This window comes from Pseudomonas sp. P2S-1 (genome assembly GCF_057197725.1).
Genome location: NZ_CM170068.1, coordinates 1,440,400 through 1,461,442, shown reverse-complemented (window position 1 = coordinate 1,461,442; position 21,043 = coordinate 1,440,400). Strand labels below are relative to the sequence as shown.

The window sequence follows — 21,043 nt, the reverse complement described above, 5'->3', positions numbered from 1 at the left end:
GTGGGAGCTGGCTTGCCAGCGATGAGGCCGGTATAGCCTACCAACACGCCTCGGCCGACCCCAATTCCGAAGCCCCCAACTCCCAATGCAACGCCGCCCCCACCACCTGCAGCGGCGCCTTCAGCCGCAGCGCCGGCCCCCAGGGCGTTTGCTCCCGCCGCAAGCCCAGGTCCGCCGCCGTCTCGGCCGCCAGCGGCAGGTCATCCGGCATGGTCCCCTGTTCCTCCAGCCATTTCGCCGTCCGCGCCAGTGACAACCTGGCCATGCCACCTTGCCCCGTCGCCAGCCGCTCCGCCAGTCCGCGAATCGCTGCCGCCGCCATCAGGTACCCGGTCGCATGATCCAGCGCCTGCACCGGCAAGGGCACCGGCCGGCTGGCCTGCTGCCAGCGCATTCCGGCATGGGCGATCCCGGTGCTCATCTGCACCAGGCTGTCGAAGCCCCGGCGCAGTTGCCACGGGCCGCTCCAGCCATAGGCGTTGAGGCTGATGTCCACCAGCGCGGGATTCAGCACCCGGCGCTGGGCATCGCCATAGCCAAGGCGCTCCAGGGCATCGGCACGGTAGCCGTGGACGAGGATGTCGGCCTGGGCCAGCAGGCGTTCGAAGATCTTGCGGTCATCGAACTCGCGCAGGTCCAGGCGGGCGCAGCGCTTGCCGAGGGTGACTTCGGCGACCACGCCGGGTTCGTCCCAGTCCGGCGGGTCGATGCGCAGTACCTCGGCGCCGAAGCCGGCGAGCAGCCGGGTGGCAATGGGGCCGGCGAGGATCCGGGTCAGATCAAGGACGCGCACTCCCGCCAGGGGCCGCTCCGGGGTGCCCGACCAGTTGCGTGAGCCATCGGCGTCGAACGGCTGGCGGCGGATCAACGGCTCGGCATTCACCGCACGGCCCTGGGGATGGTCCGACCACTGCTGCCAGCTACGCATCTGCGCTGCGCAGCCGCCGCTTTCGACGATGGCCTGTTCCAGTTCGCCCGCAGACCAGGTGATGACCTGGCGAGCCATGGCTTCGCGATCAGTGGCCGGGCCGAGCACGGCTTCGGCGATCAGGCGGTGGTGCGGGGCATTGGTGTGCAGGCGGATCCAGCCATCCCTGGTCTGGTAGTCACCGGCAATGGCATCCCACAGCGGCGGTGGCTGCCAGCCTTGCGGGCGCAGGCTGGAGGCGAACCAAAGGGCGGCCAAACGGCGGTCCACCTGGACGCGGTGGCATTCGCCGGCCTGCTGTTCGATCAGCGCGGCTACCGCCAGACCGGCGGCGGCAATGCTGACCCCGGCCATCTCGGTGACGGCGAAGGCTGATGGCAGGTTGCCAGGGGTGGAGAAACGCACGGCCCCGTCCAGCGGGCGGGGCAGGTCGAGGTCATGGGCGATGGCGCTGAGCATGTTCAGCATCGTTGTCCTCCTGGGGTCGAAGGACACAAGTGAAGTTAATCAGCGCGCGCAGGTCAAATGCCGCTCGGCTTGGCAGCGGCCTCGGGGACGGCTTCCGGGCGCGACCAGATCCACAGGTTGCCCAGGGTCATGCCGCCGATCGCCAGGAATACCGGCCAGTGGTGGTCGAGGAATACCAGCATCAGGGTGGCGCAAAGCAGCATGCTGATGGTCGCGCTGACCTTGGCCCGGCGCTGGATCACCTTGCCGTTGCGCCAGTTGTGCAGGATCGGGCCGAACAGCCGGTGGTTTTCCAGCCAGGCGCTGAGGCGCGGCGAACTGCGGGTCGCGGCCCAGGCGGCGAGGAGGATGAATTCGGTGGTCGGCAGGCCGGGTATGACGATCGCCACCAGGCCGATGCCCAGGCTCACGTAGGCCAGCAGGCCGTAGAGCACGCGGGAAAGCTTCGAGGAAGAAGGTCGGGTCATGGGGTTTGTCGACTGCACGGGGAAATCCGGCCGTCATGATGACGGCCGGAGCGCGATCAGGCCAGTTCGGCTTTAGGCGCAGTGGCGTAGGCGTGCTTGAGCAGCTCGGTGAAACGCTCGAACGCAGCGACCGCGCCTTGTTCGGCAGCGGCTTCTTCCTCGGCGCTCAGCTCCAGGCTGTCGAGGATCCGGCAGAACTGTTTCCAGCCTTCGGCACGGCCGCCGGCCGGCTCGCCCAGGTGGCGGGCGCCGAAGTTCTCGTTCAGTTCCAGGGCCACGGCGCGCTTGATCAGGAACGCAGCGCCGAGCTTGGAGCCTTCGGAGACGAAGATCCAGCCCATGGCCTGGGCGATGCCCGGGTTCTGCAGGGCGCCGGGGAAGTCGGCAGGGACTTCGGTGTCCAGGTCGGCCAGGTCCAGGCGGGCCTGTTCGGCGCGGCAGCGCTGGGCCAGGTCGGGGACGATGGCGATCAGCCGCGGGTCGGTGTACAGCGCCTTGAGTTCGTTCTGGAACAGGTACTGGGCGACGACGAAGCGGGCGAAGTTTTCACGGGTTTCGAAAGGCGCGTGGGACTTGACCAGCGCGTCCAGCTCGGTGTGCGGCGCATGGGTGATCTGGTTCAGGCGCTGCGAGCGCAGGCTGGCGCGTTCGGTGTTGGCTGTCATTGGGAATTCCTTGCGTTTGGGACGGGCCTTGTAACTAGACGTGCAAGATGACGCGCGACAGTAAAAAAACCTCACCCCTGTGCTCTGGAATTTGTTTTGCCTGTACCGGCCTCATCGCTGGCAAGCCAGCTCCCACAGGGATCGCGTGCACCGCTGGACCTGTGGGAGCTGGCTTGCCAGCGATGAGGCCCTCACATTCAACCGAAGGCCCGGGCTTCTTCCACCAGCCAGTCATGCACCGCCCGCGCACTCGGATGCGCCAGGGTCCCGGCGCTGTACAGCAGCACATAACGCTTGTGGTTCGGCACCGGCGCACCAAAGGGCACGATCAAGGTCCCGCGTTCCAGCTCGTCATTGAGCAGCGTGCGCCGGGCAATCGCCACGCCGATCCCGGCAATCGCCGCCTCGATGGTCAGGTGATTGCGGTTGAAGGTGTGCCCGCGCCTTACATCCAGCCCTGCGGCGCCGATCGCTTCGAGGTAGAACTCCCATTCCGCATACTCGGAGCTGCCGCGCCAGGCGGTGATGTCATGCAGCAGCGGGTAGTGCACCAGATCGCTCGGTCCGTGCAGCGGCGGGCGACCGCGGAGCAGGGCGGGGGAGCAGACCGGGAAGATCTCCTCGTCCAGCAGCGGTGTCGAGTACATCCCCGGGTAGCTGCCGTCGTTGAGGTCGATGGCCAGGTCGAAATCCCCTTCGTGCAACGCCTGGTTGCTGTCCTCGGCCACCAGGCGCAGCTGGATATCCGGGAAGCGCTGCTGCAGGCGCGGCAAGCGCGGCGTCAGCCATTTGGCGAGGAACGAGGGAATCGAGCGCAAGCGCAGGGTGCCGCGGATCTCCCCGGCATCCAGGCGCAGCAGCTCGGCCTCGATGCTGCCGTAGGCCTCGTGCACAGTCACGGCCAGGCGCTGGCCCTCGGCCGTCAACTCCACACCCCGCGCCCGGCGCAGGAACAGGCGAAAGCCCAGGCGCTCCTCCAGCTGGCGAATCTGCTGGCTCACCGCACCCGGGGTGATATGCAGCTCCTCGGCGCAGCGGGTGAACGACAGATGCCGCGCCGCACAGGAAAACACATGCAGCCAGACATACATCTGGCCATTCATCGATCTCCGCATCGTTTAGTCCTGCTAAAGCCTTGCTTAGAAAGTTTCGTTGGTCGTAGGAAATTTCGCAGGGCAGTATCGCCCAACTTAGCGACACCTCTCAATTTTTTCACCGTGCACCGAAAGGGTTCACCGCTTTCGTGCAGGCAGGCATTAGCATGGCTATCAGTGTTTTCGACCTTTTCAAAATCGGCATCGGCCCGTCCAGCTCCCATACCGTCGGTCCGATGCGCGCCGCCGCGACTTTCGTCGAGGCCCTGCGCGGGCAAGACCTGCTGACGGCGGTGACCCGGGTCGAAGTGCGCCTGTACGGTTCGCTGTCGGCCACCGGCGTCGGCCATGCCACTGACCGCGCCTGCCTGCTGGGCCTGATGGGCGAATGGCCGGACCGCATCGACCCGCAGTGCATCGGCCCGCGGATCGAGCAACTGGAAAGCACCGGCGTTCTGGTTCTGGGTGGGAGCCAAACGATTGCGTTCGACTGCAAGCGTGACCTGCTGCTACTCGACGAAAGCCTGCCGTACCACCCCAATGCCATGACCCTGGAAGCCTTTGGCGCCGGCGGCCTGCTGTTGCAGCAGACTTACTACTCGGTGGGCGGCGGTTTCATCGTCGAGGCAGCTGAGATCGGCGAGGGCGCAACGGGTACGCAGGTCGAACTGCCTTACGAATTCTCCAGCGCCGAGGAAATGCTCGCTCTGTGCAAGCGCCACGGCCTGCGGGTCAGCCAGCTGATGATGGCCAACGAACTGGCCTGGCGCGAGGAACACGAGATCCGCGCCGGCCTGTTGCAGCTCTGGGCGGTGATGCGCGAATGCGTCAGCAACGGCCTGAGCAACGAAGGCATCCTGCCGGGCGGGCTCAAGGTCAAGCGCCGCGCCGCCAAACTGCACCGCAGCCTGCAGGAACTGGGCAAGCCCAATGTGATCGGTTCGACCCTCAGCGCCATGGAGTGGGTCAACCTGTTCGCCCTGGCGGTCAACGAGGAAAACGCCGCCGGCGGGCGCATGGTCACCGCGCCGACCAACGGCGCGGCGGGGATCATCCCGGCGGTGCTGCATTACTACATGAAGTTCAACACCGAGGCCTGTGACAACGACGTGGTCGACTTCCTTCTGGCCGCCGCCTCGGTGGGCATCCTGTGCAAAAAGAACGCCTCGATCTCCGGCGCCGAGGTCGGTTGCCAGGGCGAGGTGGGCTCGGCCTGCGCCATGGCCGCTGCCGGTCTGGCCGACGTGCTGGGCGCGACCCCGCCGCAACTGGAAAACGCTGCGGAAATCGCCCTGGAGCACAACCTCGGGCTGACCTGCGACCCGGTCGGCGGCCTGGTCCAGGTGCCGTGCATCGAGCGCAACGCGATCGCTGCGGTCAAGGCGATCAATGCCGTGCAGATGGCCCTGCGCGGCGACGGCGAACACTTCATTTCCCTGGACCGGGTGATCCGCACCATGCGCGATACCGGCGCCGACATGCACGAAAACTACAAGGAGACCTCCCGCGGCGGCCTGGCCGTCAGCTTTGTCGAGTGTTAAGCCGGCGTCCGGCACAGGCGACGGTTATTCAGATGCAACAAAAATAATTACAAGGCGATATCGATGACTGATGTAAACAGCACCACTTCCCTGCGTGGCGAAGCCGCCGCGCCTGCCACCCGCGGCTGGAGCCGCCACGACACCACCTGGACCCTGGGCCTGTACGGCACCGCCATCGGTGCCGGCGTCCTGTTCCTGCCGATCAACGCCGGGGTCGGCGGCTTCTGGCCGTTGCTGATCCTGGCGCTGCTGGCCTTCCCCATGACCTTCTTCGCCCACCGTGGCCTGACCCGTTTCGTCCTGTCCGGGCGCAAGGGCGGCAACGAGGACATCACCGAAGTGGTGGAGGAGCATTTCGGCGCGGGTGCCGGCAAGCTGATCACCCTGCTGTATTTCTTCGCCATCTTCCCGATCCTGCTGGTGTACAGCGTGGCGCTGACCAACACCCTGGGCAATTTCCTCGAGCACCAGTTGCATATCACGCCGCCGCCACGGGCCTTGCTCTCGTTGCTGCTGATCTGCGGCCTGATGATCGTGGTGCGTTGCGGCCAGGGCATCATCGTGCGGGTCATGAGCGTGCTGGTCTATCCCTTCGTCGCCGCGCTGCTGTTGCTGGCCCTGGGCCTGATCCCCAACTGGAACAGCGCCTTCTTCGCCCAGGCCAGCGAAGGCATGAGCGCCGGGCTGCTGCTCAAGACCCTGTGGCTGGCGATTCCGGTGATGGTGTTCTCGTTCAACCACTCGCCGATCATCTCGGCCTTCGCCGTGGCGCAGAAGCGTGAGTATGGCGAGCGTGCCGAGCAGAAAAGCGGGCGCATCCTGGCCGCCTCGCACCTGATGATGGTGCTGACCGTGATGTTCTTCTGCTTCAGTTGCGTGCTGGCCCTGTCCCCGGCCGACCTGGCGGCGGCCAAGGCGCAGAACATCTCGATCCTGTCGTACCTGGCCAACCACTTCCAGACCCCGATCATCGCCTTCGTTGCGCCGCTGATTGCGCTGGTGGCGATCACCAAGTCGTTCCTCGGTCACTATGTCGGAGCCAGTGAGGGCTTCCAGGGCCTGATCGTTAAGAGTCTGCGCGGCCGTGGCCGGAGCATGTCGGCCAAGGGCCTGGAGCGGGTCACCGCGCTGTTCATGGTGCTGACCTGCTGGATCGTTGCCACGCTCAACCCGAGCATCCTCGGGATCATCGAGTCCCTCGGCGGTCCGGTGATCGCCTGCCTGCTGTTCCTGATGCCGATGTATGCGATCAACAAGGTGCCGTCGCTGCGTCAGTATTCGGGCAAGGTGTCGAATGTGTTCGTGGTGGCGGTGGGGTTGATTACCTTGTCGGCGATTGCTTACTCGGTTATTGCCTGAAGACCGTTGTTGTCTGATCGGGCCCTATCGCTGGCAAGCCAGCTCCCACAGGCTCAGCGGTGCACGCGGTCCTTGTGGGAGCTGGCTTGCCAGCGATGAGGCCCGATCAGCCACCTAATACCCCAGGTACTTCCACAGGGCATCCGCCACCTTCGATTCCTCCTTCCCATCCCCGAACAACCGCCGGCCGATCTGCAACCCCAGCTGCCGATACCCCTCGAACTGCGCCTCGTCGAAGAACTGGTTGGCCGTGCTTTCGTTGGGGAAGGTCGGGTGTTCGCTGGCGTAGTTGACCAGGTCCACCGGCAGCCCGGCGATCAGGTTCGGCTTGAGCAGCAGGATGCGCGAGGTCAGATCGCCCTGCTTGTTGCGCACATTGAGCAGGATCGCGCAGCGCTTGTAGTCCGCCTTCTCGCGCTCTTTCGAGCTCAGCTTGAAGTCCTGGACCCGGCCGAAATACGGCGCCAGTGCCTCCACTTCGAACACCCCTGGATCCTCGCTGATCTCCAGCGCCTGGTCGATCCGTGCCAGACGGATCAGGTTGGCCAGGTCGTCGAAGCGGTAGGTCGGGTCGGCGCCGCAGTCGCACATGACGATCAGGTCGATCTTGCGCCCCTCGCGGATCAGCTCGTAGCACGCGGTGTTTTCGAAATGGCCACCGTCCGACAGATACTGGAAATCCCGGTTCAGGCCGTGGAACTGCGCGGTCAGCTCATAAAACAGATAGTGCTGGCTAGTCAGGGAGCGCTCACGCAGGCTGTCGCGGGAGGCGCGGGTGCCCGTGAGCTTTTCACCGTTCTGCAGCACGTCCGCCGGCCACCAGGTGCCCAGGCGCATATTGGTCAGGCCCAGGGCCAGCGAGGTGCCGAGGCTGGTGGCCCGGCCAAGGCCGGTGGAGACCGCCGCACCGGACGTGGCCACCCAGTGGGCCAGGGTCAACGGCTGGTAGATCTCCCCGCAGTCCGGTGGCGTGGCGCGCTGGCGCGGCTCACCATCAATGATGTAGCTGACGCTGGCCCAGCCATCGGCCCCCGATGGCGCCAGGCACAACGGCTTGCCCTTGCGGTCGCGCTGCACCAGCTGTTCGGCGGGGTCCACCGTCTGGTTCAGGGTGACGTTGATCAGGTGCACCGGCGCGCAGGTGGTGCTGGCGTAGTACGCCTCGATGCCCGGGTCATCGCCGGGCAGGGTTTCGGCAACGCTCAGCAGGCGCTTGCGCTGGTTGCGGGTCTTGCCGGAGAAGCGCAGGCCGTTGGAGGCGCCGAGGTAGGCGCGGGCCAGGCGCGCGCGGTAGAAGGAGTGCCATGACGACAGGTTGAGGAAGCCGATGAACTTGCCCGAACCCAGGCTGAACAGCGCGGCCATGACGGTCAGGCCGAGCAGGCGCGCCCAGTCGTGGGCGTCGTCGCCGGCAATGCGCACATATTGCACCAGCAGGCCCCAGCACAGCGCGACCAGCAGGAAGATCAGCGCGCCCGCGACCCCGGCGATCAAACTGATCGGCAGTTTGCTCAGCAAGCCCTGGCTGGGTTTGTCGTCGTTGGACAGCGACACCCAGCGCACCAGGGCGATCAAGGCGGGCAGGGCGGTGGCACTGGAGATCAGCGGGCCATGCCCGAATTGCGCGATCAGCCATTCGCTCAGCCACGGCACGAAGGCAAAGAAGGCCGCCGCGAGGGTGGCTATGATCGCGCTGGCCAGGCGCCGGGTCACCAGCACGCGGTAGGTGGCCACGGTGTTTTGTCGGGCGAGGAGCTTGTCCGCAGCAAAGCGGCCGCGCTTGAGGTAGGCACACAGCCACAGGCAGTAGACCAGGCCCAGCAGGCAGATCAGGCCGAACACCACCATCAGCACGCGCAGCCCGGTGCCGAGCCACGGCGCGGCGACGCCGAGGGCCAGCATGACCACGCCGCTCAGGGCGTAGAGACCGGTGGCCTGGTTGAACGGATGGGGCATGTGGTCATCGTTGCGCCGCCGGTAGACCATCCAGAACGTCAGCATCAGTGGCATCACCACCAGCCCGACCAGGGCGACCGGCATCCACCACAAGGAGGTGCACGCCACTTGCCCGGCGCACCACGGCAGGGAGTCGATCCCGACCTGCAGCAAGGTGGCCAGGGCCAGGCCGAACAGCAGCGGCATGCCGATGACCATGTGTACGGCCAACAGGTTGCGCAGCGACATGCCAAGGACATAGAAAAGGTCGCCGCCGCCGCCCGGGGTCAGGTAGCGGCCGTTTTCCCGCAGCCAGCCCAGGGGCGCGGCACCGACGGGTTCACGGGCGTAATCGTCGCTGGTATGGATGCGCCCCGGTGGCTCGTAATCCAGGGTGTCATAGGCTTCCCGGGCCGCCTGGCGTTTGGCTTCGTCGGTCGGGTTGCTCTGGTCATTTGCGTTGCCGCTGTGTTCCCGTCCGCGCAGGCGTCCGGGGATGAACAGGCTGCCGAAGAACGAGCCCAGGTAACCGCCGCCGCTGACTGTCGAAAGGTAGTCGAAGCGCGGCAGCAGGCGCTTGCCCAGCTCATTGCCGGTTGGCTCCGGCTGGGGTGCCTTGGCCCGGGCCAGGGCCTGGAGTACCCCGAGGCAGAAGGTGGCGCTGCGGATGCCTCCGCCGGAGAGCGCCAGGGCCCAGCGCTTGTCGCTGCCACCTGGCAGTTCGAGCAGCCGGTAACGCTCGGCGAGACGCGCCCGTTCGGCGTTGAACTGCGTGCTTTGGTCCGTGCTGACGGATTCTTCCCTGTCCATGCTGTGCCTGCCGGTTGGTTGGAGGTTGTACTCAGGCGGGGGAGTGTAGAGCAGGAAAATGGCTAGTTGCCACTACTGTGATGTGGATTACACCTGCACTGCGCGCAAAGTTGTTTGCCCCTGCAAAAGCTGATGCCGTGCAGGTTTTGCGCAATTGCTCAGGTGCAGCATCGGGCACGCCGGAAAAGCTGGGCTATACCTAAACCCGCTGGCGTGGTGCCAGCGGGTTTTTTCCATGGATTTCCGTAGTGGGGAGCACTTATGAAAGTCGCACTGGCGATTGGCCTGAGCTCGTTACTGCTTGCCGGTTGCTCCAGCAACCTCAGCAAGCCGGAGGATTACTCAGGCTTTCTCAAGGATTACAGCCGCCTGAAAGAAGCGAAATCACCGTCCGGCGCGCCGGTGATGCGCTGGGTCGACCCGCAACTGGACAGCAAGGCCTACACCAGCGTGTATATCGAGCCGAGCCAGCTTTATCCGAAGCCTGCGCCGACCCAGCAGATCCCGGCGGGTACGCTCAAAGGCATCACCGACTATTACGACCAGGCGCTCAAGCGTGAGCTGGGCAAATCCCTGCCCTTGGCGCAAGGGCCCGGTCCGGGCGTGATCGTGGTGCGTCCGGCGATCACCGGGGTCAGCAGCAAGACCGAAGGGCTCAAGCCCTATGAAGTGATTCCTGTCGCCCTGGTGGCGGCGGCGGTGAGCACGGCTTCCGGAATCCGCGACCAGGAAACCGATATCGCCACCGAAGCGGTGTTCCTTGACGGAGGCAACCAGAAGGTGCTGGCCCAGGTGGTGCGCAAGGGCACCGGCAAACCGCTGGAGAACACCAGCCAACAGATGAAACCGGACGATGTGAAGGCCGTGATCGATGGTTGGGCCAGCGATCTGCATCAGTCCTACCTGAGGCTGAAAAACAAGTAGTCGCAGTGGCTGTGCCGGCGCCCGCAGGTATCGCGTGCAACTCCGAACCTTTGGGAAGCCGGCAAGCTTCATGGCTTCCAGCAGTCAAGGTCTTGCCATTTGCATTAGTGCTAATGTAATTTGCGCTCACCTGCTGGAGGACACCCATGCCACATCACAATCATCCCGGTCTCGGTGAGCTGCTGCGCTATGTCGGTGAGCTGGTCGAGCGCGGGGCGGAAAACCACTACAAGCAAATGGGCCTGAACTACCGGGCCCGTTTCACCCCGGTACTCAGGGCTCTGGAATCGGGGTTGCAGACGGTTACCGAGATCACTGCCCATAGCCACCTGACCCAGGGCGCGGTCAGCCAGACCGTGGCGCAGATGGAGACGGAAGGGCTGATCGTCCGCCAGCGCCAGGATGACGGGCGCAAGAGCCTGATCGTCCTTACCGAGCATGGTCGGTCCCTGATCGAGGCACTCGGCGCCCACTGGGCTGCCACCTTCGCAGTCATCGAATCCCTTGAACACGAAATCGGCCATCCGCTGCGGCGGGTGCTGGAGGACGCGGCCACAGCCCTGGAGCGTCAGGATTTCGGGGCGCGGCTTACGCAGATCAAACAGGAGCAGGCCTCATGAGCGATCTCAATCGGAACTGGTTCGATCAAGGTGGCGAAGCCTACTCGACCTTTCGCCCGCACTATCCGGCGCAGTTGAGCGAATTCCTCGCCGGGATCGCGCCCAACACCACCCAGGCGGTGGATGTCGGCTGCGGCAACGGTCAACTGACCCGGCAACTGGCGCAACACTTCACCAGCGTTTCGGGTTTCGACTCCAGCGTGGAGCAGCTGGAGCATGCCGAGGCGGCGGAGAATGTTTCCTACCAGGTGGCGCCTGCCGAGGACCTGCCGCTGCTCAGTCGCAGTACCAGCCTGATTACGGCGGCGCAGGCGGCGCACTGGTTCGACTTGCCGGCGTTCTACCGCGAAGTGCGGCGGGTGGCCGAGCCGGGGGCGGTGCTGGCGTTGATCAGCTATGGGGTGCTGGAACTTGAAGAGCCTTTGGTTGAGCGGTTTCGCCGGTTTTATTGGGAGGAGATCGGCCCGTACTGGCCGGCTGAGCGCAAGCTGGTGGACAGCGGTTACGCCACGCTGGATTTCCCGTTCGCGGTGATCGAGGCGCCGGTGATGGAGATTCGCCTGGCGTGGAGTCTCGATGAGTTCCTTGGCTATGTCGGCACCTGGTCGGCGGTGCGCAAGGCGCGGGAGGCGGGCCGGGAAGGGTTGCTGCAGGCGTTTGCCCGGGATCTGGCGGGGCTGTGGGAAGGAGGTATGGCGGTGCGTTGGCCAATCAATATGAGGTTGGGTCGGGTGTGATGGTGGCTCGACTGGCCTCATCGCCGGCAACGCCGGCTCCCACAGGTTCGGCGGTGCACGCGGTCACTGTGGGAGCTGGCTTGCCAGCGATGAGGCCAGAACAATCAACACATTCCTCTGAGTCATACATCAATTCCCCAAAATCACTTGCCCACCTGCTATTGGGTCCCTATTTTGTAGGCCCAATGCCATTCCCCCCGCTCATCGAGACCCCGCGATGGACAAATCCCCCAAGACCCTCCCTCTGGTCGGCCCGTTGGTCTTCTTCGAAGCCGTCGCCCGCACCGGCAGTTTCACCCAGGCGGCCGAGGAGCTGTACCTGACCCAGAGCGCCGTCAGCAAGCAGATCAAGAAACTCGAAGATAACCTCGGCTTCCCGCTCTTCACCCGCAAGCACCGCGGCGTGGCCCTGACCGAGCCCGGGCGGATGCTCTACGACGGCGTGCAACCGGCCCTCGACAGTTTCCGCGACACCGTGCAGAAGGTGCGCAACTGGCATGACCAGGACGCCTTCAGCATCCTCTGCACCCATGCTGTCGCCCACTACTACCTGTTCCCGCGCCTGGCCCATTTCCAGCAGCGCTTTCCCCATATCACGGTGAACGTGGTCGCCAGCAACCTGCTGACCCCGTCGTCCTGCCTGAACCACGATTTCGCCATCCTCTATGGCGATGGCGACTGGCCGGGCCTGTCCGGGGTGAAGCTGTTCGACGAGGAGGTGTACCCGATCTGTGCCCCCGACCATCCCGTCGGGCACATCCACACCCTCGACGATCTGCTCGCACAGCCGCTTATCCAGCTCGACACGGCAGGCTGGAACTGCATGAACTGGAACGATTGGCTGCGCTACTACGACCGTGAATTCAAACCGGGCAACAAGGTCATCACCTACAACCAGGTCACCCTCGCCATGCAGGCCGCCGAGCAGGGGCTGGGCATCGCCTTGGGCTGGGAATTCATGGCCCGGCAGATGATCGACAAGGGTGCGGTAAAGCAGTTGGAGCAGTTTTCGCTGAAGACGGGCAGGGCGGATTACCTGGTGCACCCGAGCAAGACCCGGCAATCCGAGGCTTGCCGGGTGTTTCAGGACTGGTTGCTCTCAGATATCGCCGCCGGCATTGCCTGATTCGTGGCGCAGGCGCACGGCCGCGCCGAGGCCTTTGAGCGGATCCGGCGGTACCCAGCTGGGGCTGGCGTTGTCGAGGATGAAGTCCAGGCGCTCGCTGCCCAGCCCGCTCATGTACTCGGCCATGTAGTAGCCGAGGTAGGTGCCCTTGGCCACGCCGACGCCATTGCAGCCGACGAGGGTGTACACCCCCTCGGCGGACTGGCGGAACACCGATTGGTGGTTCAGCGTCATGCACAGCATGCCACCCCAGGTGTACTCGAAGGTCTTGTGCGCGAGGAACGGGAAGCGCGCCTCGAACGAGTGGCGGTGTTGTTCCCAGGCCTGGTTCAGGCCTCGCGGATTGCTGTTCAGGCTGCGTTCGTAGTTCAAGGTATTGCGCACGAAGATGCGGCCATCCGGGGTGAAGCGCACCGTGGTGCCGGCCGGGTGGGCCGAGGTCGTGCCCCAGGCTTCCACGCCTTTGAAATGGCTGTCCAGTTCGTCCCGGGTCAATGGCTCGCTCAGGCTGGCGTAGGTGAAGATCGGCGCCAGGCGATTGCTCAGGTGGCCGAACTCTTCGTTGAACGAACTGGTGGTCTGCACCACGGTGTGCGCCCGGATCGACCCGCCGAGGAAGTTCAGGCGGTGAGGGCGCCCGTAGTCGCAGCTGACCACCGCGCTGTTCTCGAAAAGGTGTACTGAGGGTGGCAGGGCGTGTGCCAGGCCGCGGATCAGTGACGACGGGTTGATCAGCACATTGCCCGGGGTGTAGACGGCGGCGCGGTAATAGGACGTACCGAGGCGCTTCTTCAGCTCGGCGCCTTCCAGCCACTGGTAGTCGAAGCCACCGAGTTTCAGGGTTTCTTCGAAGTGCTTCAGCCCGGCGATATTGCTTTCCTCATGGGCGGACATGTATTTGCCTGCGTCTTGCCAGGCGCAGTCGATGGCATGGCGGTCCTTGAAGCTGCGCAGGCGTTCGATGGCGAAGGTGTTCAGTTCGAACAGCTTGCGGTCGTGTTCCACATCGGACTTGCTGGCATCGAGGTTGTGCGGCACATCGATCACGAAACCGGCATTGCGCCCGGAGGTACCCTGGCCCACGCCGAGGGCATCGACCAGGGCAATGCGGGCCTGCGGATGCAGCTCGGCGAGGCGCTGGGCCACGGCCACGCCGGTGTAGCCGGCTCCGATGATGGCGTAGTCGAAATCGTGGGTGCCCTTGAGGCGCTCGCCCAGCTTCCGGCCGCAGGAGGGGGAGGTTTCGTACCAGCCGAGGTGGCCGTCGACGATCGGGAATTTGTGGATTTGCTGCATGGCTCTTCTCCATCGAAGTTGGAGGAAAGCATCGGGGATGGGGCGGGGTGGGGCTAACGAAGAATTGGCATTCTGGTATTCCTGTGGGGCATGGCTGGATTGCAATCACAGCCAGCCCAGGAGTGCGATAGCTTACTGTGGGATCGAACAGCTTTTTGCCGCAGCTTGAAGTGCTCTGCCATGATCGACGAAAGTTGCAGGGTTATAGAGTTCTGCTGTTATGTCAAAACTGGACACTTCGTTCTGGTCGATCTCTTGCCAGATTATCAACGCCCAAACCCGTCCATCATGCTCCGCCAATAAATCAAACAGATGACTGTTAAGGTTGCTGTTTTCATCCAAGACCGAGTACCGGTATTTCAGATTCTTGTACCACTCGGGCATCGCAATGACTGCTTGAATTGCTTCTTTGGCAAGGGTCTTTTCAGCATTGTTTAGCGCATACATTTTTCCGAGTGTGAGCACGCCTGATCGTTTCAATTCTGCGCTGGGAATGGGGAGTGGCTTTCGGCTGACCAATCGTGAGCGCCCGCAGTGGAAAACCCAGTCTCCGGTGTGGACGTAATTGTCAGCACGAATCACCACGCCATTTCCCAAGTCAGTCTTGTATTTGCTGTTCATGATGTTCAGTCCGTAATAAAGCGCTATCAAAAGCAACGAAAGCAGAATGGCTGTTGTGATCGTCAGCCTCCTACTGGGGTAGAAACTCAAAGTATCCTCCTGGTACACCCACTGGTGTCTCGCCAGAGATAACCGGATTGCTGGCACCCATTGCCTGATAGGTGAAGTCGAACATGTCGTTGGTGCTCTTTCGCTCTTTGGCCATACTGGCCCAGTCCCGGCACCATTCTCCATCAGGAGTGGTATTTTCGCTGACGTTACACAGCTTGCCCAACTGACGCTCCTCGAATGAGCCCCAAGTATTTTTGTAGTCTGATCGACGGATGAAAGCATGCACTTTGATGCGCAGATGATTGGCGAGCAGTTGCGCCAGGCTCTCATGGGTTTGCGGGAAGAACTGAATGGCCTCTTCGATAGGATGATCAGGACGATTTCCCATTCCGGTACGGCAGGCAAAGCTATCCAGTTGTGCGGTACGGGAGAAGGCACGGGGGGAGATAAGGGTGTAGTTCAGTACGTCCAATGCCATTCGAGAACGCTCGGGAAGTTCGTAGCCGAAAGCTATCTGTTGAGGTACTCCGTGGCTGAACAATGAGAGGCGCTCAATGGGTGACTGCTGCCGATTCTTGCCGTTGTTCAGATAGTCAATCAGCTCCTGGGCGGTAGTTATCTCCACGATAGTCGCGCCATAGCCCTCGGCAGAATCGCGCGCAGCACTGAGCATTTGTTCGCTGTAAGACGGTGTGAACACTACCAGCGTTCGGCTCAGCGCGGGTTTGCTGCGCAGAAACTCGGCGAGTTCACGTACCGCCTGTCCGATGAACATCATCTTGTTTCCTGAACCTTGGTCGTGCTGACTGCCGGCTACGGCAATCAACTCAGGACTCCAGCGCTCCCACTGGCTGGTTAAGGGAGAGGAGGCAGTAGTTTGGCGCTCGGGGACGCAGGGGGCGCGTTCAGCAGCCACGTTTGCCCGCTGGGATGCCGTACCCATTGCGTGTTGTTTCGGGCCTTCGGCCGCCTTTCCGCTGGACGACTCGTAAGAGAAGATAAAGCAACTGGGAACCAGAGCGGCCCTGCACGGGCAGGTGCTGATGCTATCCAGGCTGCCAGCCACCCGACGGCCATCGTTGGTGAATGTGTAAACGCCACCAAGAATCTGGTAAACCTGCCCGGTGACACCACAGGACACGGGGTCCCCTTCGCTGGCTCTGGGTTGACCCATAATCTCGAAACGCGGGTTGCCATCCAGAACCTGTCCCCCACAGGAGGTCTTGTCGCCCCTGCGGATCATGTAACCGGTTGCCATGTGTCTGCCTCCCTGTCTTTTCTTGTCAAACCTGTGTTCCGCCGGGAAATGGCTCCCGGGGCGAAGGGGCAGATCGTTGCTGAAAGTCTCTTGGGAGTAAGTCGGTAGATTCTGGTGTGGCTGTAGGACGATTCTTTCGTGATGTAGGGAAGTGAGCTGAGCCCAGCTAGTTGGCAGATGTTAAAGAAGTGAGGTGGCAACTGTACGCGGGTTGACAGACCAGGACACTGAAGACGCAAACCTGGCGCACCTGAAGGTGCCCACACGTACAGCCGCCATAAAGGATGGTGTTTGAACAGACGTCATCGCCGGCAATGCCGGCTCCCACAGGGTCATATGCCAGCCGCAAATCGAATGCCCGACGCGAAACCTGTGGGAGCTGGCGTTGCCAGCGATGAGGCCATCAGCCGCGCAGCATATCCGCGCCTTGCCGCTCAACCGCCTTCAACAACGAAGCCGTCAACGCCTGGGAAATCTCCAGCGACTGCTGCGTACTCCACAACAGATCCCCATATTTCCGATCCGCAAGGTCACACATCTGGGCATTGGTTTCCGCCGCCGATTTCAAGGCGGCCGCGAGATGCGCAAGGGCATCGCCGATATCGGCGCCATCGCAGACGGCGAACAGGGGCGGGTGATGGTTCTGGCAGGTGGCGAAGTGGGTGTGGACGGTGGTGAGGCGTGGGGATAAATCAGGTGGCGGATCAGGTACGAGTTTTTTCATGGTGATCTCATGCTCTTGAGAGTGGGAAAAGACTCCTGCTGTCAAACAGGTGGGTGGCAGCTGTGCGCGGGTTGACAGACCAGAGAGCATGAGAATCCTGGCGCACCCGGAGGTGCCCACACGCACAGCCGCCATAACGGTAGCTAGCGTTCATGCAATCCAGGCCTGTCAAAGCCGATCGTTGATTTTGCAACGACCGGCGGAGACTAGGTGCTGGTTTCCATGAGCGCAACCGTCAAAAGCGCGCAGGAGTATGCTTGGGAAATTGCCCACAAGAAAGCCGGAAGTTACGCGCTTTTCGTAGCTTTGTATGACACCTGATGCACATGTGTTGCCTGAACGGGCCTCATCGCTGGCCACACACGCCGGGTTCTGCGGCGCACCCGATACCTGTGGAAGCTGGCTTGCCAGCAATGAGCCCCTGAATTTCATCCAGGTTTCCGCACAGGGTGCTTTCCTGCCTGTGCCTGAGCTAGCATCTGCCCTTTGCCCCTCCCTCAAGGAAAAAGCCATTGGATTCATTGACCCAAGCAGTTCTGGGCGGCGCCATCCAGGGCGCGGTGCTGGGCAAGGTGCAGGGGCGGCGCTCGCTGGTCTATGGTGCGCTGCTCGCGACCCTGCCGGACCTGGATGTCGCCATCCGCTACGCCGATCCTGTGTCGAGCATGACCTTCCACCGTGGCTTCTCCCATTCCCTGTTCGTCCTCACCGGCCTGGCCCTGCTGTTGACCTGGCTGGTGCTGTTCATCGTTCGTCGCCGCCGGCCCGATGCCGGCTACAGCGGCCCACGGTTGTTCCTCGGCCTGTGGCTGGTGCTGATCACTCACCCGCTGCTGGATGCCTTCACCGTCTACGGCACGCAGCTGTTCTGGCCGTTCCAGCCCACGCCGCAGAGCTGGGCGGCGGTGTTCATCATCGATCCGCTGTACACGGTGCCGCTGCTGTTCGGGGTGATCTATGCCGCGATCAAGGGCTTCAAGGGCGGGGCTGCCACCGTGCTGGGCGTGCTGCTGTTGCTGAGTACGGTCTACCTGGGCTTCGGCCTGCTCTCGAAGAACATCGCCGAACAGCGGTTCCACGCCGCGCTGCGTGCGCGGGAGATCGACGTCACGCAACTGCGCGCGCTGCCAATGCCGTTCAACACCCTGGTCTGGCGGGTGGTAGCGAAAACGCCCGATGGGCATTACTACGAAGGCGTCACCAGCCTGTTCGACGACGACCCGCCCGAGTGGCAGCGCCAACCGCTGAACCTGGATGCGGCCAAGGTGCTGGAGGGCTCGCCGCTGTACGAGCGGCTGCGCTGGTTCACCGGTGACTGGCTGCGCTACGACGTGGTCGGCGATGCCCTGGTGGTCAGTGACCTGCGCATGGGCATTCCCGGCAACTACACCTTCCGTTTCCGTATGGCCAGTTGTGACGGGCAGAGGCAATGGCAGGTGCAGACGCCGGCATCGTGGCCGGGGGCGGGGGTGGATTCGATCCGCAATCCCGAGGCGCTGAAGCGGATCATGGCGCGGATCTTCCAGCAGCAGCCGCCGTTGCCGCTGGAGCAGTGGAGCCGCGAGTACCTGGATGGACCGGCTGCGCAAGCGGGGTGTGGTCCGCACGAGTGAGGGTGCACCACCGAACCCTGTGGGAGCTGGCGTTGCCAGCGATTGGCCGGGCCAGACACCACCATTCATTGCCAGTGCCGGCGTCATCGCCGGCAACGCCGGCTCCCACAGGTTTCTGAGCCAGCCGCAGAGTTTGTGTCCGACACTGACCCTGTGGGAGCTGGCTTGCCAGCGATGAGGCCGGAACTGCCGACATCGGCATCTGACCGGTGCTGCGCTTTCTACCGAGCGATCATTGCAGACCGACGTCCCCGCCATATGCCGTCTGCAAATCCCGCTCCGGAATCTCCCAGACCACCAACTGCGGCGGGGTTTGGGAGAACGCCGGGCTGTTGAAGTAGGCCTTGGCCGCCCCCGAGAACTCCCCGCCATCCTTGGCAAAGTTGCCCACCGGCGCCTTGAGCGCCTGTTGCAGGAACCCGGCGAAGTTCGAGTTGCGCGAGAACGAGGTGCCGATCAGCGCCAGGTTGGGCAGGTTGTCGTCGCCGAACAAGTCATCGAGGCTGTCTCCTCCACCTTCGGCTTCCGGCACCTGTTCGTTGATGGTCGAGGCCATCACCACTTCTTCAGCGGGTTGCAGAGGCATTGGCAGCCAGTCGAGCCCGGCCAGCCGCACCAGATCGCCAGGGCGCGGTGCCGCCGGTTGCTGGGCGATAGCGAAACTGCGCGTCGGCGTCGCCGTGAAGCCCATGGCGGCGATCTTCCCGGCAATCGCCAGCGCCGCCGCATGGGCCCCGGCCTCGCTCCAGTGAGTATCCAGGCGCAGGAAGGCGTCGGCACCCAAGGGTTGCAGGGCAGGGGTGAGGTCGAGGACATTGACCCCCGCCGCCTGCAGGCTGGCCGTCCAGTCCCGTACCCGAGGCTCCAGGCTGGCCGGACGCGGCAGATCGCAGAGCTGGCCGGCAGCGACCCGGCTCTTGTCCGGGACCACGCTGACCAGCAACTGGATATTCCGCGCCTTCAGTTGGTCACGCAGGGCAATCACCGCCGCCGCCTTGGCCTCGGCATTCTGCGCCGCATGCCGGTTGATCTTCAGTTCGTCGCTGATGAACAGCCACTGCGGACACCCCTCGCGGACCCGCGGACCGGTATCGCCCAACGCCAGCCAACTGCCGGCGCGTTCCAGTTGTGCGGCATGCTCCGGCAGCGGCGCCTTGGCCAGTTCCTTGGCAATGCGGTGGGTGATTTCACCCTCCAGCACCGCGTCGTTGGACAGCGCCTTGCCTGGCAGCAACTGGAGCTTGCCGCTGAACAGCAGCCAGCCACAGGACAGCAGGCCGGCGGCCAGGAAGGCGGCGAGGGTGGCACCGGCCAGCGGGCTGGTGCGCAGGGCGATGGCGCTCGGAGGCGTCGGTGCCGTACTCGGCGGCGGAGTCTTGGTCGTCATCAGAACTGGAAGTACAGGAAGGGCACGGCATCGCGGCTGGCGATCAGGGAGAACGCCAACAGGAAACCGGCCACGGGCCAGAGGGCAGCCAGCACCGCATACAGCGCGCTGTGACCGAAGGATCGTTCAAGCCGCGCCTGGTACAGCGGCGCGATCACGCAAAACACACCGAGCGCCGCCGCCAGGCCATGCACCGGACGCACCGTGGCTGACAGCGCCTCGCCCAGGGCGAAGGCGTGCAGGCCGAACTGCCCGGCGTACATGTCCAGGGCGGTAGCGAAGTCCGGGGCACGGAACAGGGTCCAGGCCAGGCAGACGAACAGCAGGGTCAGGCTATGGGACAGCACTTTCGGGATCGCCGGCAGGCTGGAACGGCTCCAGGCCCGGTCGACGCACAAGGCAACGCCGTGGGCAGCGCCCCAGAGCAGGTAGTTCCAACTGTCGCCGCCATGCCAGAGGCCGGCGATGGCCATGGTCAGGAACAGGTTGCGGTAGGTGTTCCAGGTGCCGAAGCGGTTGCCGCCCAGGGCGATGTACAGGTAATCCCGCAGCCAGCTGGACAGCGACAGGTGCCAGCGCCGCCAGAAGTCCTGGATGCTGCTGGCCAGGTAGGGCCGGTTGAAGTTTTCCGGGAAGTGGAAACCGAGCATCAGGCCCAGGCCGATGGCCATGGCGCTGTAGCCGGCGAAGTCGAAGAACAGTTGCAGCGAGTAGGCCAGGCAACCCAGCCAGGCGTCGAGGAACGACGGGTTGTCCAGATGGAAGGCCACGTCCACCAGCGGCGACAGGGTGTCGGCCACCAGCACCTTCATGCACATGCCGATCATGAAGCGCCGGGCGCCGAGGGAGAAGTTCTGCCAGTTGAAGTAACGCTGCTCCAGCTCGCGGCGCACCCAGTCATAGCGAATGATGGGGCCGGCGATGGAGTGGCCGAACATCGAGATATAGGTGGCGAAGTTCACCAGGCTGCGTTCCACCGGCACGGTGTGGCGGTGCACATCGACCAGGTAGGAGATCGCCTGCAGGACGATGAACGACAACCCCGCCGGCAAGGCCACGCGCTGCCATTCCATGGGCAGGTAGCCGTAATGGGTGATCAGCTCGTTGTAGGTCGCGGCGACGATATTGGCGTACTTGTACCAGCACAGCACCAGGGTGTTGAGCACGATCAGCGCCGCCAAAAGACGCACCCGGCCGCGGCCGTCCTCGCGGCTGCGGTCCACCGCCAGGCCCCCGGCCCAGGCGATCACCGTCAGCACCACGTGCAGCAGCAGGAACAGCGGGCTCAGCCAGCCATAGAAGAACCAGCTGCCGAGCAGCAGCACCAGGTTGCGTCCCCGCGCCGGGCTCAGGGCATACACCAGCATGAACAGCGGCAGGAACAGGGTCAGGAACTCGAGCGAGGCAAAAACCATGGTG

Annotated in this window: 18 protein-coding genes; 7 read left to right on the top strand and 11 right to left on the bottom strand. The window is 63.8% G+C overall.

What is annotated here, in order from left to right:
* Positions 1 to 37: 37 nt before the first annotated feature.
* From AC2CQI_RS06510 to AC2CQI_RS06495, 4 genes are all read right to left on the bottom strand, one after another.
* Complete coding sequence (locus tag AC2CQI_RS06510; RefSeq protein ID WP_484579596.1) at positions 38 to 1,396, bottom strand: CoA transferase; 1,359 nt, start codon at positions 1,394 to 1,396, stop codon at positions 38 to 40.
* 53 nt (positions 1,397 to 1,449) lie between these two features.
* Positions 1,450 to 1,863 (bottom strand): YbaN family protein, encoded by a 414-nt coding sequence (locus tag AC2CQI_RS06505; protein ID WP_075802935.1) that lies wholly within the window; start codon positions 1,861 to 1,863, stop codon positions 1,450 to 1,452.
* 56 nt (positions 1,864 to 1,919) lie between these two features.
* The gene (locus AC2CQI_RS06500; protein WP_075802934.1) at positions 1,920 to 2,528 is read right to left on the bottom strand and encodes a biliverdin-producing heme oxygenase; all 609 of its coding nucleotides are present in this window, start codon (positions 2,526 to 2,528) and stop codon (positions 1,920 to 1,922) included.
* 197 nt (positions 2,529 to 2,725) lie between these two features.
* Positions 2,726 to 3,643, bottom strand: coding sequence for a LysR substrate-binding domain-containing protein (locus AC2CQI_RS06495; protein WP_484579595.1), 918 nt, complete (start codon positions 3,641 to 3,643; stop codon positions 2,726 to 2,728).
* 146 nt (positions 3,644 to 3,789) lie between these two features.
* Here AC2CQI_RS06495 and AC2CQI_RS06490 point away from each other — a divergent pair, with 146 nt between their 5' ends.
* Positions 3,790 to 5,163 (top strand): L-serine ammonia-lyase, encoded by a 1,374-nt coding sequence (locus AC2CQI_RS06490; protein WP_484579594.1) that lies wholly within the window; start codon positions 3,790 to 3,792, stop codon positions 5,161 to 5,163.
* Between the two features lie 63 nt (positions 5,164 to 5,226).
* Complete coding sequence (locus AC2CQI_RS06485; RefSeq protein WP_484579593.1) at positions 5,227 to 6,522, top strand: serine/threonine transporter; 1,296 nt, start codon at positions 5,227 to 5,229, stop codon at positions 6,520 to 6,522.
* Positions 6,523 to 6,636: 114 nt separating this feature from the next.
* Here AC2CQI_RS06485 and AC2CQI_RS06480 read toward each other — a convergent pair whose 3' ends face one another.
* Positions 6,637 to 9,267 (bottom strand): cytochrome c oxidase subunit II, encoded by a 2,631-nt coding sequence (locus tag AC2CQI_RS06480; protein WP_484579592.1) that lies wholly within the window; start codon positions 9,265 to 9,267, stop codon positions 6,637 to 6,639.
* Positions 9,268 to 9,528: 261 nt separating this feature from the next.
* Here AC2CQI_RS06480 and AC2CQI_RS06475 point away from each other — a divergent pair, with 261 nt between their 5' ends.
* The 4 genes from AC2CQI_RS06475 (at position 9,529) to AC2CQI_RS06460 (ending at position 12,674) form a co-directional block, all read left to right on the top strand.
* Entirely contained in the window at positions 9,529 to 10,191 is a 663-nt protein-coding gene (locus AC2CQI_RS06475) for a DUF3313 domain-containing protein (protein WP_075802931.1), read from the top strand.
* A gap of 146 nt (positions 10,192 to 10,337) precedes the next feature.
* The gene (locus AC2CQI_RS06470; protein WP_484579591.1) at positions 10,338 to 10,811 is read left to right on the top strand and encodes a MarR family winged helix-turn-helix transcriptional regulator; all 474 of its coding nucleotides are present in this window, start codon (positions 10,338 to 10,340) and stop codon (positions 10,809 to 10,811) included.
* Positions 10,808 to 11,548, top strand: a complete 741-nt coding sequence (locus tag AC2CQI_RS06465; RefSeq protein WP_484579590.1) for a class I SAM-dependent methyltransferase — start codon at positions 10,808 to 10,810, stop codon at positions 11,546 to 11,548. Before AC2CQI_RS06470 ends, AC2CQI_RS06465 begins: the two co-directional genes overlap by 4 nt.
* A gap of 217 nt (positions 11,549 to 11,765) precedes the next feature.
* Positions 11,766 to 12,674, top strand: a complete 909-nt coding sequence (locus AC2CQI_RS06460) for a LysR substrate-binding domain-containing protein (protein WP_484579589.1) — start codon at positions 11,766 to 11,768, stop codon at positions 12,672 to 12,674.
* Here AC2CQI_RS06460 and AC2CQI_RS06455 read toward each other — a convergent pair.
* The 4 genes from AC2CQI_RS06455 to AC2CQI_RS06440 form a co-directional block, all read right to left on the bottom strand.
* Positions 12,648 to 13,970, bottom strand: a complete 1,323-nt coding sequence (locus AC2CQI_RS06455; RefSeq protein WP_484579588.1) for an NAD(P)/FAD-dependent oxidoreductase — start codon at positions 13,968 to 13,970, stop codon at positions 12,648 to 12,650. The two genes, AC2CQI_RS06460 and AC2CQI_RS06455, sit on opposite strands and share 27 nt — an antisense overlap.
* A 132-nt stretch (positions 13,971 to 14,102) precedes the next feature.
* Positions 14,103 to 14,591: a hypothetical protein gene (locus AC2CQI_RS06450; protein ID WP_484579587.1), complete on the bottom strand. Its 489-nt coding sequence runs from the start codon at positions 14,589 to 14,591 to the stop codon at positions 14,103 to 14,105.
* 70 nt (positions 14,592 to 14,661) lie between these two features.
* On the bottom strand, positions 14,662 to 15,900 hold the full coding sequence (locus AC2CQI_RS06445; protein ID WP_484579586.1) for a PAAR domain-containing protein: 1,239 nt from the start codon (positions 15,898 to 15,900) through the stop codon (positions 14,662 to 14,664).
* Positions 15,901 to 16,303: 403 nt separating this feature from the next.
* A complete protein-coding gene (locus AC2CQI_RS06440; RefSeq protein ID WP_075802924.1) occupies positions 16,304 to 16,624 on the bottom strand; it encodes a hypothetical protein in 321 nt (106 codons plus the stop codon).
* 512 nt (positions 16,625 to 17,136) lie between these two features.
* On the opposite strand from AC2CQI_RS06440, the gene AC2CQI_RS06435 reads away from it, so the two are divergent.
* Complete coding sequence (locus AC2CQI_RS06435; protein WP_484579585.1) at positions 17,137 to 18,237, top strand: metal-dependent hydrolase; 1,101 nt, start codon at positions 17,137 to 17,139, stop codon at positions 18,235 to 18,237.
* A 232-nt stretch (positions 18,238 to 18,469) separates the two neighbouring features.
* Here the strand turns inward: AC2CQI_RS06435 and AC2CQI_RS06430 are convergent, their stop codons facing one another.
* Positions 18,470 to 19,624, bottom strand: coding sequence for an alginate O-acetyltransferase AlgX-related protein (locus tag AC2CQI_RS06430; protein ID WP_075802922.1), 1,155 nt, complete (start codon positions 19,622 to 19,624; stop codon positions 18,470 to 18,472).
* Entirely contained in the window at positions 19,624 to 21,039 is a 1,416-nt protein-coding gene (locus AC2CQI_RS06425) for an MBOAT family O-acyltransferase (RefSeq protein ID WP_484579584.1), read from the bottom strand. Before AC2CQI_RS06425 ends, AC2CQI_RS06430 begins: the two co-directional genes overlap by 1 nt.
* Positions 21,040 to 21,043 lie beyond the last annotated feature (4 nt).